This is a genomic window from Streptomyces sp. NPDC030809, from assembly GCF_055572195.1.
This window is the reverse complement of record NZ_JBVIDV010000001.1, coordinates 482,080-497,351: the sequence shown is the minus strand read 5'-3', so window position 1 is coordinate 497,351 and position 15,272 is coordinate 482,080. Positions and strand designations below refer to the sequence as shown.

The window sequence follows — 15,272 nt, the reverse complement described above, 5'->3', positions numbered from 1 at the left end:
CCACGGCGCCCGCGCACATGGCTCGCCGGGCCGTCTGCCTCACCCCCCCCCCCCTTTCCCCCCCCCCCCCCCCCCCCCCCCCCCCCTCCCCCCCCCCCTCGCCCCCCCCCCCGGTCCGAGGGGGACCCCGCACGTTGTCCACAGGCCGGGCCGGGACGGAACGGGGTGTCCGGGGCGGCCGATAGGCTGCTGGAATGACCCTCTCCGACGCCTCCCCCGAGGTCTCCCAAGCCCTGCAGGTGCTCCACCGCGTCTTCGGATACGAGTCGTTCCGCGGGGAGCAGGAGCAGATCATCGAGCAGGTCGTCGGCGGCGGGGACGCGCTGGTCCTGATGCCGACGGGCGGCGGCAAGTCGCTGTGCTACCAGATCCCGGCGCTCGTCCGGGAGGGCACCGGGGTCGTCGTCTCCCCCCTGATCGCGCTGATGCAGGACCAGGTGGACGCCCTCACCGCGCTCGGCGTCCGGGCCGGGTTCCTGAACTCCACGCAGGACCCGCTGGAACGGCGCGGCGTCGAGGAGGCCTTCCTTGCCGGCGGGCTGGACCTGCTGTACCTGGCACCGGAACGGCTGCGCACCGAGGGCACCCAGCGGCTGCTGGACCGCGGCCGGGTCTCCCTCTTCGCCATCGACGAGGCGCACTGCGTCGCCCAGTGGGGCCACGACTTCCGGCCCGACTACCTGGCCCTCTCGATGCTGCACGAGCGCTGGCCGCAGGTGCCGCGGATCGCGCTCACCGCGACGGCCACCGAGGCCACCCACGCCGAGATCGCCGCCCGCCTCGGGCTCCAGGACGCGAAGCACTTCGTCGCGAGCTTCGACCGGCCGAACATCCAGTACCGCATCGTGCCCAAGGACAACCCGCTCCGGCAGCTGCTGGAGCTGATCCGCGCCGAGCACGACGGCGATGCCGGGGTCGTGTACTGCCTGTCCCGCTCCTCGGTCGAGAAGACCGCGGCCTTCCTCGCCGAGCAGGGCATCGACGCCGTGCCGTACCACGCGGGCATGGACCCCCGCACGCGCGCCGCGAACCAGGCGCGGTTCCTGCGCGAGGACGGGGTCGTGGTGGTCGCCACGATCGCCTTCGGCATGGGCATCGACAAGCCCGACGTGCGCTTCGTGGCCCACCTCGACCTGCCGAAGTCCGTGGAGGGCTACTACCAGGAGACGGGCCGCGCGGGCCGCGACGGGGAACCGGCCACCGCCTGGCTGGCGTACGGCCTGCAGGACGTGGTGCAGCAGCGCAAGCTGATCGACGGCTCCGAGGGCGACGAGACGCACCGGCGCTCGCTCGCCGCGCACCTGGACGCGATGCTCGCCCTCTGCGAGACCGTCGACTGCCGCCGGGTGCGGCTGCTGGCCTACTTCGGGCAGTCCGGCGAGCCCTGCGGCAACTGCGACACCTGCCTGAGCCCGGCGGAGTCCTGGGACGGCACAGTCGCCGCCCAGAAGCTGCTGTCCACGGTCTGGCGGCTGGCCCGGGAGCGGCGGCAGAAGTTCGGCGCCGGGCAGATCATCGACATCCTCCAGGGCAAGAAGACGGCCAAGGTCATCCAGTTCGACCACGACGCCCTGTCCGTCTTCGGGGTCGGTGCCGACCTGGGCACCGCCGAGTGGCGCGGGGTCGTGCGCCAGCTGCTGGCCCAGGGGCTGCTGGCGGTGGAGGGCGACTACGGCACGCTGGTCCTGACCGAGGCCAGCGGCGAGGTGCTCGGCGGCCGGCGGCAGGTCCCGATGCGCAAGGAGAAGGCGGCCGCCCGGCCGCCCCGGAAGGAGGCCGCCGGCCGCACCGGCAAGGGCTCCAAGGTCCCCGTGGACCTGCCCGCGGCGGCCGTGCCCGTCTTCGAGGCCCTGCGCGCCTGGCGGGCCGCCACGGCGCGGGAGCAGGGGGTGCCGGCGTACGTGGTCTTCCACGACGCGACCCTGCGCGAGATCGCGACCGCGCTGCCGGGGACGGTCGAGGAGCTGTCGGGCATCGGCGGGGTGGGCGAGGCCAAGCTCGCGCGGTACGGGGAGGGGCTGCTGGCCGCCCTCGCGGAGGCGGCCGCCGGGCAGCCCGCTGCCGAGCCGGCCCCGGCCCCCCGGGCGGGGTCCGGGGAGGGCGCGCAGGCGGACCCGCAGTCCGGCCCGCAGCCGGCCCCCCACGCCGGTCCGCGGCCCGGGGAGGCGGAGGAGGAGCCGCCCTTCGACCCGTACGAGGAGGACCCGGCCTGGGACGACTGGCAGTAGCCCGCGGGACCGGTCGGAAAGGTGCAGGTCAGAGGGGGCGGCGTTCCGTTCGGCGGACACCGCTTGATCGATCAAAGTATCGAGGGGTTAGCATATGAGCGCCGCCTAGCTCGAAAGATAAAACCTGTGACTGTCAACGAGGACTCGTTCACTGACTGGAAGCTCCGCGAGGAGATCGCGGAGTCGATGATCCCGATCATCGGGAAGCTGCAGCGCGAGCGGGACGTCACCGTCCTGCTCCACAGCCGCTCCCTGGTGAACAAGTCGGTGGTCAGCATCCTGAAGACCCACCGGTTCGCCCGGCAGATCGACGGCGAGGAGCTGTCGGTCACCGAGACCATGCCGTTCCTGCAGGCCCTCACCGCCCTCGACCTGGGCCCGTCCCAGATCGACATCGGCATGCTCGCCGCGAACCACAAGGCCGACGACCGCGGTCTGTCGGTGGCGGAGTTCACCGCCGAGGCCGTCGCCGGTGCCACCGGCGACAACAAGATCGAGCGCGGTGGATCGCGCGACGTCGTCCTCTACGGCTTCGGCCGCATCGGCCGCCTCGTCGCCCGCCTGCTCATCGAGAAGGCCGGCTCCGGCAACGGCCTGCGCCTGCGCGCCATCGTCGTCCGCGGCGGGGGCGAGGCCGACCTGGTCAAGCGCGCCTCGCTGCTGCGGCGCGACTCGATCCACGGCCAGTTCAACGGCACCATCACGGTGGACGAGGCGAACAGCACGATCGTCGCCAACGGCAACGCGATCAAGGTGATCTACGCAAACGACCCCTCCGAGGTCGACTACACGGCGTACGGCATCAACGACGCCATCCTCATCGACAACACCGGCAAGTGGCGCGACCGCGAGGGCCTCTCCAAGCACCTGCGCCCCGGCATCGACAAGGTCGTCCTGACGGCTCCGGGCAAGGGCGACGTCCCGAACATCGTCCACGGCGTCAACCACGACATGATCAAGCCGGACGAGCGGGTCCTGTCCTGCGCGTCCTGCACCACCAACGCGATCGTCCCGCCGCTGAAGGCCATGGACGACGAGTTCGGCGTCCTGCGCGGTCACGTGGAGACCGTCCACTCGTTCACGAACGACCAGAACCTGCTGGACAACTACCACAAGGCCGACCGCCGCGGCCGCTCCGCGCCGCTCAACATGGTCATCACCGAGACCGGTGCCGCCTCCGCCGTCGCCAAGGCGCTGCCGGAGCTCAAGGCCCCGATCACGGGCAGCTCGATCCGCGTCCCCGTCCCGGACGTCTCGATCGCCATCCTGAGCCTGCGCCTGGGCCGCGAGACCACCCGTGACGAGGTCCTGGAGTACCTCCGCGACGTCTCGCTGCACTCGCCGCTGAAGCGCCAGATCGACTTCACCACGGCTCCCGACGCCGTCTCGATGGACTTCGTCGGCTCGCGCCACGCCTCCATCGTGGACGCCGGCGCGACCAAGGTCGACGGCGACAACGCGATCCTGTACCTCTGGTACGACAACGAGTTCGGCTACTCCTGCCAGGTCATCCGGGTCGTCCAGCACGTCTCCGGCGTGGAGTACCCGACCTTCCCGGCCCCCAAGGCCTGAACCGGGGGTCCGGCCGGGGGTTCTGAGGCCCTGACGGCCTGAAGCCCCGGCGGCCGGAGTCCCGGCCCGGCCGGGACGAGCAGTTCCGCATGCACACGGCAGGCGGGCGGCAGTACACCACTGCCGCCCGCCTGCCGTCGTTTCCGGCCCCCGCCGGGCGGTGGCGCACGGGGTCCTCGGGGGTGTGGCGGGAATCAACCCCTGTGTCCCCGGGGACGATTGGGATTCATCCGGCATTCGGACGCCGTTGTTCGACCTTCGGACAACAGAAGGTCAAATCCTTGTTGCATACCTGTCAAACAGCCGGATTGGCTGGCACTCTCCTTTCGGCCCCCCCACGGCAATCAAGGAGAGCGTGTGACCCACGTCAAGTCCGCATCCCCCACCTCCCGCACCCGTACCCGGATCGCGGCCGGTGCCCTCGTCGCGTCGGCCGCCATGGTCGCGCTGGTCATGCAGAGCGGTTCCGCCACCGCGCAGCCCGACCGCGAGGCCGGCGCCACCGCCGTCGCGCAGTCGGCCCCGCAGCGCGCCGCCGCCATCGCGCAGGCGCAGGCCGGTGCCGCCGCCACCGCCAAGGCCATCGGCCTCGGCTCCGGCGAGGCGCTCGTCGTCCGTGACGTCATCCGCGACGGCGACGGCACCGTGCACACCCGCTACGAGCGCACCTACGCCGGCCTGCCGGTGCTCGGCGGCGACCTCGTCGTGCACAAGAAGGCCGACGGCGCGCTGCGCACCACCCGCGCGACCGGCGCGAAGATAGCCCTGCGCTCCACCTTCGCCGCCACCGCGGCCCCCAAGGGCGCCCGCAAGGTCGTCTGGGCCGCCTCCGGTTCCCCGGTCCTGGCCTGGGAGTCCGTCGCGAAGGGCGCCTCGCACGACGGCACCCCGAGCGAGGTGCACACGATCACCGACGCCCGTACCGGCAAGAAGCTCTACAGCTTCGACGCGATCTTCACGGGCACCGGCACCAGCCAGTACAGCGGCACCGTCAGCCTCGGCACCACCCCTGCGAGCGGCCAGTTCCAGCTGACCGACGGCGGGCGCGGCGGCCACAAGACCTACGACCTCAACGGCGGGACGAGCGGCACCGGTTCGCTCTTCGTGGACGCCGACGACACGTGGGGCGACGGCACCGTCAACAGCCGCCAGACCGCGGCCGTGGACGCCGCCTACGGCGCCGCGGTGACCTGGGACTTCTACAAGAACGAGCTGGGCCGCCTGGGCATCCGCGGCGACGGCGTCGGCGCGTACTCCCGCGTCCACTACGGCAACGCGTACGTCAACGCCTTCTGGAACGACTCCTGCTTCTGCATGACGTACGGCGACGGCACGAACAACGCCAAGCCGCTGACCTCCCTGGACGTGGCCGGCCACGAGATGAGCCACGGCCTGACCGCCTCCACCGCCGGACTGAAGTACAGCCGCGAGTCGGGCGGCCTCAACGAGGCCACCTCCGACATCTTCGGCACCTCCGTCGAGTTCTACGCCGCCAACTCCTCGGACCCCGGCGACTACCTCATCGGCGAGAAGATCGACATCCGCGGCAACGGCACCCCGCTGCGCTACATGGACAAGCCGAGCCGCGACGGCAACTCGGCCGACTCCTGGTCGAGCTCGGTCGGCCGCCTCGACGTGCACTACTCGTCGGGCCCGGCGAACCACTTCTTCTACCTGCTGGCCGAGGGCAGCGGCGCGAAGACGATCAACGGTGTGAGCTACAACTCGCCGACCTCCAACGGCTCGACGGTCACCGGCATCGGCCGGGTCAAGGCCTACAAGATCTGGTACAAGGCCCTGTCCACCTACATGACCTCGTCGACCACCTACGCCGGGGCGCGCACCGCCACCCTGAGCGCGGCCGGCGACCTGTACGGCACCGGCAGCGCCGAGTACGCCGCCGTGAACGCGGCCTGGGCCGCGGTCAACGTCAAGTAGTCCGGAGGCCGTACGGCCGAACGGTCCGGTGGGCGCCCCCGCATCCGTGCGGGGGCGCCCCCTGCCGTCCGGCCTCCTGTCCGCGGCGGCGCACCGGGACCGTTCCGTTTCGACACGGCGGCAGGATCGCCGCCCGGCGTTCGCGCATGATCGGTGCTTCCCACCGATCACGAAAGTGTGAGCCCATGTCGAACGGCATCAAGGTCCGCCCCGCCCGCACCGAGGACTTCCCGCAGTGGCGCGCCCTCTACCGCGGCTACGCCGACTTCTACGGGGTCGAGCAGACCGAGGAGTCCGCCGCCCTCGTCTGGTCGTGGATCCACGACCCCGCCCACGAGGTGAACGCCCTCGTCGCCGAGGAGGACGGCGGCCGGCTGGTCGGCCTCGCCCACTACCGGCCCTTCGCCCGCCCCCTCTCCGCCACCGTCGGCGGTTTCCTCGACGACCTCTTCGTGGACCCCGCGAGCCGCGGCACCGGCGCCGCCGACCTGCTCCTCGCGGCCCTCCGGGAGCTCGCCGCCGAGCGCGGCTGGAGCGTGGTGCGCTGGATCACGGCCGACGACAACCACCGGGCCCGCGCCAAGTACGACCAGGTGGCCACCCGCACGATGTGGGTCACCTACGACATGGCCCCGGCCGCCGGCTGAGCTCCGCCGGGGACGGCGCAACGCCCTGGCGGGGCACCGCGGGCCGTGGTGTCATGGAAGGGACGGAGAGAGTCCCACCAGTGAGGATGCGGAGGAGCGGCCCCGAGCCGCGCACCGCACGATCAGGACCCGCGAGAAGCGGGCGGACTCTTTCCGTCCCGGGCCGCGCTGCGCACGCCGCAGGAGGCGGTCTTCCGGCCGGGCCGGACCTCGGGCAGGATGGCCCGTCGCACCGGAGTCCACCCGGGCGCCGCCCGCGGAGCCCGGCCCCCACCCCGATCCGGAGGACCGCGTGGCGGCAGGGCACGACCAGGCGCGTCGCGACGCGCTGTACCGCGACCCGTACCCGCTCTACGCCCGGGCCCGCCGGGCCGAGGGGCTGACGTACGTGCCCGAACTGGCGGCCTGGCTCGTGGCGCGCGACGAGGACGTACGCGAAGTGCTGCGCCGTGCGGAGGACTTCTCCTCGGCGAACGCACTCCTGCCGGACGTGCAGCCCTCGCCGGAGGCGCTCGGCATCCTGGGCCGCGGCTCCGGACCGCGGCCCACCGTGCTGACCACGGACGGGGCCGCGCACCGGAGGCACCGGGCCCCCCTGAACCGGGCGCTGTCCGCCGCCCGCTCGGCGGCCCTCCTCCCGTACGCCCGCACCCGGGCGCGCGAACTGCTCGCGGAGTTCGCCGGGAGCGGCTCCGCCGAGCTGGTGGCGGCATACGCGCGCAGGCTGCCCGGCGAGGTGGTCGGGCGGCTCATCGGCCTGGACCCGGCGGACGTCCCCGCCGCCGTGCGCGGCGGCTACCGGGCCGAGCAGCTCCTGTTCCGCCCGCTGCCGCCCCGGGAGCAGACGGCCGCCGCCGAGGAGGTGGCCGCCCTCCAGCAGCTCCTGGACGGATACGTCGCCGAACGCCGGGCCCGCCCCCGCGCGGACCTGTGCTCGGACCTGGCCACCGCCGCCGCCCCGGGCGGCGCGGCACTCGCCCCCGAACAGCGCCGGGAGGTGGCGGCGCAGCTGCAGAACCTGCTGCTCGCCGGCTTCCTGACGACCGGCGCGCTGATCGGCACCACCCTCCTGCACCTGCTGTCCGACCGGCGGCAGTGGCAGCTGCTGTGCGCCGATCCCGGGCTGGTTCCGGCCGCGGTCGAGGAGGGCGCCCGCTTCGACACGGCCATCCAGGCCTTCCGCCGGATCACGACCCGGCCGGTCCGGCTCGCCGGTACGGAACTGCCCGCGGGCGCCGCCGTACTGGTGGCGTACGCCTCGGCCAACCGCGACGAGCGCCGCTACGCCCGGCCCGACGCCTTCGACATCCGGCGGCCCGGCCACCGGCACCACCTCGCCTTCGGCCACGGCCCGCACGCCTGTCCCGGGGCGCACCTGGGCCGCGGCCAACTCCGGCTGACCCTGGAGCTGTTCGCCGAGCAGCTGCCGGGACTGCGCCTGGACCCCGCGCACCCGCGCCCCGCGATGTACCCGACACTCATCCACCGCACCCCGGAAACCCTGCACGTGGTGTGGTGAGCACCGGCCTGCCGCCGGTGCCCGCCCACCGGCCCCGCCCGGCCGGCGGGGGTCCGGGGCCCGGCGCCCGCCCGCGCCCGGGGTGCGAAAATGCCCCTGTCGGGCAGTGGGCGGACGGGGAGCGAGGCGGCGCGGTGGCGGAGACGCACGAGACGGGCGGGGACCCGGCGCCGGGCCGGACGCCGGACGGGGCCCCGGTCCGCGTGGACGGCCGGACCGAGCGCGGCCGGCGGACCCGCGAGAAGATCGCGGACGCCCTGCTCGCCCTCCTCGACGACGGGGTCGCCGAGTTCCCGGCCGAGCGCGTGGCCGAACGCGCCGGAGTCTCCCGCCGGCTCGTCTTCCACCACTTCGCCGACATGTCCGAACTCGTCGACCTCGCCATCACCCGGCGGCTGGAGCAACTGGCCGAGCAGGTCAGGCCGCTGCCGGTGACCGGGCCGCGCCGGGACCGGGTGGCGGCCCTGGCCGAGCAGCGGGCCCGGATCCTGGAGTGGATCACCCCGGCGCGGCTGACCCTGCTCCGGATCGACCACCCCTCCCCGCGGATCCGGCAGGTCACGGACGAGGCCTTCGAGGAGGCCCGCAGCAGGGTCGCCGAGATCTTCGCGGAGGAGCTCGGCCGCCTCGACGGCAGCCGGGCGGCCGAGCTGCTCGACGGCCTGGACGCCGTCACCACCTGGGGGGCCTGGCACCACTGGCGCACCGGCGGCAAGAGCCCGCAGGAGGCGCGCGCCGCCATGGAGGCCACCGTCCTGAACCTGCTGGCCTCGGCCGACCACCCGCGGGACTGACACCGGCCGCCGCTGCCGCGGTACGGGCCCACCCCGGCGGCTGCCGTCAGGCCAGAGCCACGTCCTCGGCCCGCGCGGTCAGCGTCACCCCGTCCGGACCCGCCGAGATTCCGGTGGGGCGCAGGCCGAGGGGGAGGGCGGGCAGGGTGCGGGTCTGCCGGGCGAGTGCCCGGGCGATGAGCGGGCTGTCCGGGTCCAGCGCGCGCCCGGCCACCGAGGCGGCGGCCGGGCGCAGGGAGACCACCCCCTCGTGCAGTTCCACGTCCGCGGTCAGGGACAGCGGGGCGCCCAGCACGCTGCGCCGGATGAGCAGGCGGCCGCCGCCCGCGTCGGAGACCTGCGCACCGCCGTCCGGACCGCCGCCCAGGGCGGCGTACGGAGTGGTGAACCGCGCGTCGGCCGAGGCGGCCCGGTAGCCCCGGCCCTGCGGGGACACCTCGTCGAGGGTGACCTCGGCGGTGACCGGGCGGCCCCCGCTCGTGGCCTCGGCGTGCACCCGTACCTGCGCGTAGCCCTTCCGGACGGCCTGGACCAGGAAGGGCGGCCCTCCGATCGACACCTCCGGACGGCCCGTCAGGCCGGGCTGCCGCCGGGCGATCCGGTCCGCGATCCGCCCCTCGGCCCGGCTGCGGGCGACCGAGTCGGCGAGGGGCGGCACGAGCAGCACGGCGAGGGCCGCGAGCAGGGCCGTACGCAGCCGCCGGCGCGGGCGGCGGGGGCGGGAAGGCGGGCGGGGGAGGGTGCGGGAGCGCATGGGCGACCTCATCGGGTGGGAAGGACGGCGGCGGGGCCGGTGCCCGTGCCGGCGGGGGCGGCGGTCCCGGCGGCCGCAGCCGGGCCCTCGTGGGCCCGGGCGACCGCGGTGCCCTCGATGTCGAGTTCGGGGAGGATCCGGTCGAGCCGGCGCGGCAGCCACCACGCGCCGTCGCCCAGCAGGGACATGGTGGCGGGGACCAGCAGCCCGCGGACCACGGTGACGTCCAGGGCCACCGCTGCCGCCAGGCCGGTGCCGAACATCTTCACCACCGGGTCGTCCGACAGGACGTAGGCCAGGAAGACGCTCACCATGATCAGTGCGGCGGAGCTGATGATCCGCCCGGTCGAGGCCAGCCCGTGGACCACCGCGCGCCGGCCGTCCCCGTCCGCGAGGTAGCGCTCGCGGACCGCCGTGAGCAGGAAGACCTCGTAGTCCATCGACAGGCCGAACAGGACGGCGAACATCAGCAGGGGCACGTAGCCGGGCACCGGCACCGGCCCCTCCAGGCCGATCGCGTGCGCGCCCCAGCCCCGAACGAAGACCGCGGTCAGCACCCCGTACGCGGCGGCCACCGAGAGGAGGTTCAGCACGGCGGCCTTGAGTGCGAGGAGCGGGGAGCGGAACGCGGCGAGGAGCAGCAGCGAGGCCACGGCGACCACCACCCCGATCACGGCCGGAAGCCGGTCCGCCAGGCGGTCGTTGAGGTCACCGGCCGCGGCGGCGGCCCCGCCCACGTGCGCGGTCCCGGCCCCCGCGGTGGCGGCGGGCAGCACCTCCCGCCGCAGCGCGTCGACCAGGCGGGCGGTCGCCGGGTCCCCGGGGGCGGTGGCGGGCGTGACCTGCCAACGGACCGTACGGCCGTCCGTCCCGGTCTGCGCCGGGCTCACGGACGCCACCCCGGGGGTCCGGGCCAGGGCCGCGGAGACCCGGGTGATCCGGGGGTCCTGCGGGCCCGCGGCCGAGTCGGGGAGGGTGTCCGTCACCTGGAGCGGGCCGTTGGCGCCGGGGCCGAACGCCGCCGAGATCCGCTCGTACGCCGTGCGGCCGGCGGAGCCGGACGGCTTGTCCCCGGCGTCGAGCCGGCCGAAGGACAGCTGGGTGGCCGGTGCGGCGAGCAGCAGGAGCAGGGCGAGGCCGGCGAGGAGGTGCGGCCAGGGGCGGGCGGCGACCCGCTCGGCCAGCCGGTGCCAGCCCCCGGGCGCGGCGTCGTTCTCGGCGGGCGGGGTGGCGCCCAGCCAACGGGACAGCAGGGTCAGCAGGGCGGGCAGCAGGGTGAGGGTGGCCGCGACGGCCACCAGCACGGCGACCGCCGGGGCCAGGGCGAGGGCGCGCAGCAGCGGCAGTCCGCCGAGCGCGAGACCGGCCAGCGCGGCGATCACCGCACATCCCGCGAAGGCGGCGGCCTTCCCGGCGGTGGCCGTGGCGAGGGCGGCGGCCTCGGCGGCGGGCAGGCCCCGGCCGCGGAGCGCGCGGAACCGGGTGAGGCACAGGAGCGTGTAGTCGATCCCGACGCCCAGGCCGATCATCGCGGCGATCGTGGTGCCGGAGGAGGGCATGTCCATCAGGTGCCCGGCCAGCCCGATCGCGGCCAGCGAGGCGGCCAGCCCGGCGATGCCGACGACCAGGGGGAGCCCCGCGGCCGCGGCCCTGCGGAAGCCCAGCATGAGGACCGCGGCGGCCGCGGCCAGACCGATCAGCTCGCTGCGGCGGGTGTCCGGACGGTCCACTGCGGCGGCGAGGTCCCCACCGGGGGTCACCTCGATCCCGGCGGCGCGCGCCGGCGCGGCCGCGTCGAGGACCTGCCGGGTCAGCGCGGCGGTGATGTCCCGGCCGGTGAGGTCCAGTCCGACGGAGAGCAGGGCCGTGTGCCCGTCCGCGGCGATCGGGCCCGCGCCGGTGCCGCCGTAGGGGGAGGTGACGCTCACGACGTGCGGCACCTCCGCCAGGGCCCGGGCGCTGCGCTCCACGGCGGCCTTGGCCGGGTCCCCGGTCAGGACCGGCCCGCCGGGCGCCGTGTGCAGGACGAGGGGCTGGCTGCCGGAGGCCGGCCCGGGGAACGCCGCGGCCGCCGCATCGAGCGCGGCCTGGCTGTCGCTGCCCGGAATGACCACGGCCTCACTGGTCACCCGTCCGGCCGCGACCACGGCCGCCCCGAGTGCCAGGAGGAGCAGCACCCACCCCGCCACCACCCGTCCCGCCCGCCGAGCACACCAACGCCCCAACCCGAGGAACATCGCCCTCCCCTTCCGCCACCCGGCGGCCCGCTGAAGCCACCGGATATTCATTGCACTGGTCGTGCAGCTTTACGCTTTCACTCGCAGTGCAAGAATGTCAATCGCGGAAGGGCAGGGCCCCGGTTCAGCGGTCGTCCCGCATCTCGTCGAGGTCCGCCTCGCCCAGGTCCCGCATCACGTCGCGCATCGTCGCGTCCTCCCGCCCGCGCTCCTGCGCCACCTCCTCGGGGCTGCGCGGCCGCCCCCCGGTCTTCATCTGCTCCGGCTCGGGCGACCGCCCCCGGATCTGCTCCTCCCGCCCCTTCCCCGGCGCCTGCCGCTTCTGTTCCATCCCGCCGTCCCGGCCCTCACGCCCCATGACCCTCACGCTCCTCCGTCCGTACCGACGGCCCTGCGACCGCCCTACCGCGCCGCTAACCCCTCCGCTCCCCGCCAAACACCCCGCGCCCGGACGGGCCGGAGCCGTCGTTTTCGCGGGGGCCGGGCGGGCAGACGCCTCGCCACAGGGGGGCCGGGGCGAGGTGGTGAGGGCGATGGCGCGGCCGGTGTGGAGCGGGGTGCTGGGATTCGGGCTGGTGAGCGTGCCCGTGGGGCTGTACACCGCGACCGAGAGTCACGCGGTGCGCTTCCACCAGCTGCAGCGCGGGACCGCCGACCGGATACGGAACCGGCGGGTGAACGAGCGGACCGGCGAGGAGGTCCCGGCCGAGGACGTCGTGAAGGGCTACGACACCGGCGGGGAGTACGTGCTCGTCGAGCAGTCCGAACTCGACGACATCGCGCCCGGCCGGTCCAGGACGCTCGACATCAGCGGTTTCGTGGACCTGGACGAGATCGACCCGGTCTTCTTCGACCGGACCTACTACCTCGGGCCGAAGGGCAAGGAGTACGCGAAGGTCTACGCCCTGCTGGAGCGGGCCCTCGCCAGGACCCGCCGCGCGGGGGTGGCCACCTTCGTCATGCGCGGACGCGAGTACCTGGTCGCGCTCACCTCGGACGACGGGGTGCTGACCCTGCACACCCTGCACTGGGCCGACGAGATCCGGGACCCGCGCCGGGAGGTGCCCGACCTGCCCGCCGCCCCGGGATCGAAGTCCGGGGTGCAGGCCGGGTCGAAGGAGCTGAAGATGGCGGAGCAGCTCGTCGAGGCCCTCGCCGCGGACTGGAACCCCGAGGAGTTCCACGACACCTTCCAGGAGAAGGTGGCCGCCCTGGTCGAGGCCAAGAAGGCCGGCGAGACGGTCGAGAAGGCGGAGCTCCCCGCGGAGGCCACCAACGTGATCGACCTGACGGAGGCCCTGCGCGCCAGTGTGGAACGGGCCCGCGGGCGCAGGCGTGGCACGGCCGGAGGGGGCGGCCGCCGCGGCAGCGGGTCCGCCGCAAAGGCGGACGGCGAGGCGGACGGCGAGGCGGGCGGCAAGGCGGGCACAGCGGGTGGGGAGTCCGAGGGGGAGTCCTCCCTCGGCTCCCTCACCAAGGCCGAGCTGTACGAGCGGGCCGCCGCCGCGGGCATCCGCGGCCGCTCCGGCATGACCCGCGCGGAACTGGCCGAGGCCCTGGACGGGCACCGCAGCGCCGCCTGACCCGCACGGCACCCGTGACGCGTACGGCGACGCACGGCGACGGGTGCGCACCGGCCGGGGGAACCGGTGCGCACCCGTCGGGTGTGCGGGAGGGCGGCGGCCGGGACGGCCGGGCCCTCACGGGAGGGTCAGGAGCGGCCCGCGGGCTCCGGCTCCCGGTCCGCCGCCGCGGCACGCGCCGCGATCTGCGGGTTGCGGGACTTCAGCACCGCCCAGCCCACCGCCAGGCAGACGGCCCAGCCGGCGCCCACGTAGAGGGAGACGCGGCTGTCCGGGTCGATGGCGATCATCGCGGTGACCAGCAGCAGGAAGGCCACGGCGATCCAGCTGCACACCGTGCCGCCCGGAGCCGGGAAGGCGGAGGCGGGCAGCCGCCCGGCGTCCACCGCGCGGCGGTAGCGGATGTGGCTCACCAGGATCATCAGCCAGGTCCAGATGCCGGCCGCGGTCGCGACCGAGGTGACGTACCCGAACGCCTTCTCCGGGACGATGTAGTTGAGGACCACGCCGATGCCCATGAGGGCGACGGAGAGGGTGATGCCCACGGCCGGGGTCTTGGTGGCGCTCAGCCTGCCCAGGGCCTTCGGGGCCTCCGAGTTGGCCGCCAGGTCGCGCAGCATGCGGCCCGTGGAGTACATGCCGGAGTTGCAGGAGGACAGCGCCGCGGTGAGGACCACGAAGTTCACGATGGCCGCACCCGCCGGGATGCCGATCTTGGCGAAGGCCGCCACGAACGGGCTGACCCCCGGCTGGAATTCGGTCCACTTGACGACCATGAGGATCACGCTGAGCGCACCGACGTAGAAGACGATGATGCGCCAGGGCAGGGTGTTGATCGCCTTGGGGAGGGTCTTCTCCGGGTTCTCGGACTCGCCCGCGGTGACGCCGACGAGCTCGACGGCCAGGTAGGCGAACATGACGCCCTGGAGGGTCATCAGGCTGGAGCCCACGCCCTTGGGGAAGATGCCGTCGAAGGCCCAGAGGTTGGACACCGCGGCGGTGTCGCCGGCCTGGCTGAAGCCGAAGGTCACGACGCCGATGCCGATCACGATCATGCCAATCAGGGCGGTGACCTTCACCATCGAGAACCAGAACTCGATCTCGCCGAAGATCTTCACGGAGATCAGGTTGGCGACGTACAGCACCACGAGGAAGACCAGGGCCGTCACCCACTGCGGGACGTCCGGGAACCAGAAGTGCACGTAGATCGCGGCGGCGGTCAGCTCGGCCATGCCGGTGACCACCCACATGAGCCAGTACGTCCAGCCCGTCACGAACCCGAAGAACGGGCCGAGGAACTCCCGGGCGTACTCGGCGAAGGAGCCCGAGACGGGCCGGTAGAGGAGCAGCTCGCCGAGCGCCCTCATGATGAAGAAGACGATGACGCCGGCGAGGGCGTACATGAGGATGAGGCTGGGCCCGGCCTTCGCGATGTTCGCGCCCGCGCCCAGGAAGAGGCCGACGCCGATGGCGCCGCCGATGGCGATCATCTGGACCTGGCGGCTGCCGAGTCCGCGCTCGTAGCCCTCCTCGGGCGTGCTGCCTGCGGTCGCGTCGTCGTCGCCGCGGTGCTGTTCGACCTGCGTCGAGGTCATGCTTGGTGCGCCTTTCCGCTCCATGCCGGTCCGCGCCGCGCTCGGCTGCGGACCGGATTCCGATCCCCCGGATGCTGAATGGAGTTGCTGCCGGCGGTCGGCCGGCTCCAGCGCCCCTGCCCGGCCATGGGTGGGCCGGCAGGCGGGTCGTGAAGATGTACCACGGCAGCCGGCCCGCGACCGTGGTGAACATCACCGGCAAATCGGTCATCAGCCCGCGGTCAGGCCGAAAGACCCTTGTCCGGTGATGGGATCGTTATCCGGATCTGAGCCTCCGTTGAGCGAACACGGGATGACATCGCGGCAATGCGTGCCACCCTCCGTCCGGCTACGGTGCGGTAGGAAAGCGCAGGGTGACGGGCCCGGACACGGCAACGCCGCGGCCGCATCGGCCGCGGCGTTCCC

The 15,272-nt window shown here is 74.0% G+C and carries 11 protein-coding genes; 7 read left to right on the top strand and 4 right to left on the bottom strand.

Going from position 1 to position 15,272, the window contains the following annotated elements; genetic code table 11:
- The first annotated feature begins 194 nt into the window (after positions 1–194).
- The 6 genes from recQ (at position 195) to ACZ407_RS02055 (ending at position 8,698) form a co-directional block, all read left to right on the top strand.
- Entirely contained in the window at positions 195–2,228 is a 2,034-nt protein-coding gene (gene recQ / locus ACZ407_RS02080; protein WP_468124709.1) for a DNA helicase RecQ, read from the top strand.
- 126 nt (positions 2,229–2,354) lie between these two features.
- A complete protein-coding gene (locus tag ACZ407_RS02075; protein WP_468124707.1) occupies positions 2,355–3,800 on the top strand; it encodes a glyceraldehyde-3-phosphate dehydrogenase in 1,446 nt (481 codons plus the stop codon).
- Positions 3,801–4,238: 438 nt separating this feature from the next.
- The gene (locus ACZ407_RS02070; RefSeq protein ID WP_468124911.1) at positions 4,239–5,738 is read left to right on the top strand and encodes a M4 family metallopeptidase; all 1,500 of its coding nucleotides are present in this window, start codon (positions 4,239–4,241) and stop codon (positions 5,736–5,738) included.
- A gap of 185 nt (positions 5,739–5,923) precedes the next feature.
- Positions 5,924–6,385 (top strand): GNAT family N-acetyltransferase, encoded by a 462-nt coding sequence (locus ACZ407_RS02065; RefSeq protein WP_468124706.1) that lies wholly within the window; start codon positions 5,924–5,926, stop codon positions 6,383–6,385.
- A 292-nt stretch (positions 6,386–6,677) separates the two neighbouring features.
- Positions 6,678–7,904 carry a cytochrome P450 gene (locus tag ACZ407_RS02060; RefSeq protein WP_468124704.1) on the top strand — a complete coding sequence of 409 codons (1,227 nt, stop codon included), beginning with the start codon at positions 6,678–6,680 and terminating at the stop codon, positions 7,902–7,904.
- 134 nt (positions 7,905–8,038) lie between these two features.
- Positions 8,039–8,698: a TetR/AcrR family transcriptional regulator gene (locus tag ACZ407_RS02055; RefSeq protein WP_468124702.1), complete on the top strand. Its 660-nt coding sequence runs from the start codon at positions 8,039–8,041 to the stop codon at positions 8,696–8,698.
- A 46-nt stretch (positions 8,699–8,744) separates the two neighbouring features.
- On the opposite strand, the gene ACZ407_RS02050 is transcribed toward ACZ407_RS02055, so the two are convergent.
- The 3 genes from ACZ407_RS02050 to ACZ407_RS02040 form a co-directional block, all read right to left on the bottom strand.
- A complete protein-coding gene (locus tag ACZ407_RS02050) occupies positions 8,745–9,452 on the bottom strand; it encodes an LmeA family phospholipid-binding protein (protein WP_468124700.1) in 708 nt (235 codons plus the stop codon).
- A gap of 8 nt (positions 9,453–9,460) precedes the next feature.
- Positions 9,461–11,629, bottom strand: a complete 2,169-nt coding sequence (locus ACZ407_RS02045) for an MMPL family transporter (RefSeq protein ID WP_468124699.1) — start codon at positions 11,627–11,629, stop codon at positions 9,461–9,463.
- A gap of 184 nt (positions 11,630–11,813) precedes the next feature.
- On the bottom strand, positions 11,814–12,047 hold the full coding sequence (locus ACZ407_RS02040; RefSeq protein WP_468124697.1) for a hypothetical protein: 234 nt from the start codon (positions 12,045–12,047) through the stop codon (positions 11,814–11,816).
- 175 nt (positions 12,048–12,222) lie between these two features.
- On the opposite strand from ACZ407_RS02040, the gene ku reads away from it, so the two are divergent.
- The gene (ku, locus tag ACZ407_RS02035) at positions 12,223–13,272 is read left to right on the top strand and encodes a non-homologous end joining protein Ku (RefSeq protein ID WP_468124696.1); all 1,050 of its coding nucleotides are present in this window, start codon (positions 12,223–12,225) and stop codon (positions 13,270–13,272) included.
- Positions 13,273–13,400: 128 nt separating this feature from the next.
- On the opposite strand, the gene ACZ407_RS02030 is transcribed toward ku, so the two are convergent.
- Complete coding sequence (locus ACZ407_RS02030) at positions 13,401–14,867, bottom strand: amino acid permease (RefSeq protein WP_468124694.1); 1,467 nt, start codon at positions 14,865–14,867, stop codon at positions 13,401–13,403.
- Positions 14,868–15,272: the final 405 nt, after the last annotated feature.

Coding starts and splice junctions, on each gene's coding strand:
- recQ (WP_468124709.1), top strand. CDS start 195: ATGACCCTCTCCGACGCCTCCCCCGAGGTCTCCCAAGCCCTGCAGGTG.
- ACZ407_RS02070 (WP_468124911.1), top strand. CDS start 4,239: ATGGTCGCGCTGGTCATGCAGAGCGGTTCCGCCACCGCGCAGCCCGAC.
- ACZ407_RS02065 (WP_468124706.1), top strand. CDS start 5,924: ATGTCGAACGGCATCAAGGTCCGCCCCGCCCGCACCGAGGACTTCCCG.
- ACZ407_RS02050 (WP_468124700.1), bottom strand. CDS start 9,452: ATGCGCTCCCGCACCCTCCCCCGCCCGCCTTCCCGCCCCCGCCGCCCG.
- ACZ407_RS02040 (WP_468124697.1), bottom strand. CDS start 12,047: ATGGGGCGTGAGGGCCGGGACGGCGGGATGGAACAGAAGCGGCAGGCG.
- ku (WP_468124696.1), top strand. CDS start 12,223: ATGGCGCGGCCGGTGTGGAGCGGGGTGCTGGGATTCGGGCTGGTGAGC.
- ACZ407_RS02030 (WP_468124694.1), bottom strand. CDS start 14,867: ATGACCTCGACGCAGGTCGAACAGCACCGCGGCGACGACGACGCGACC.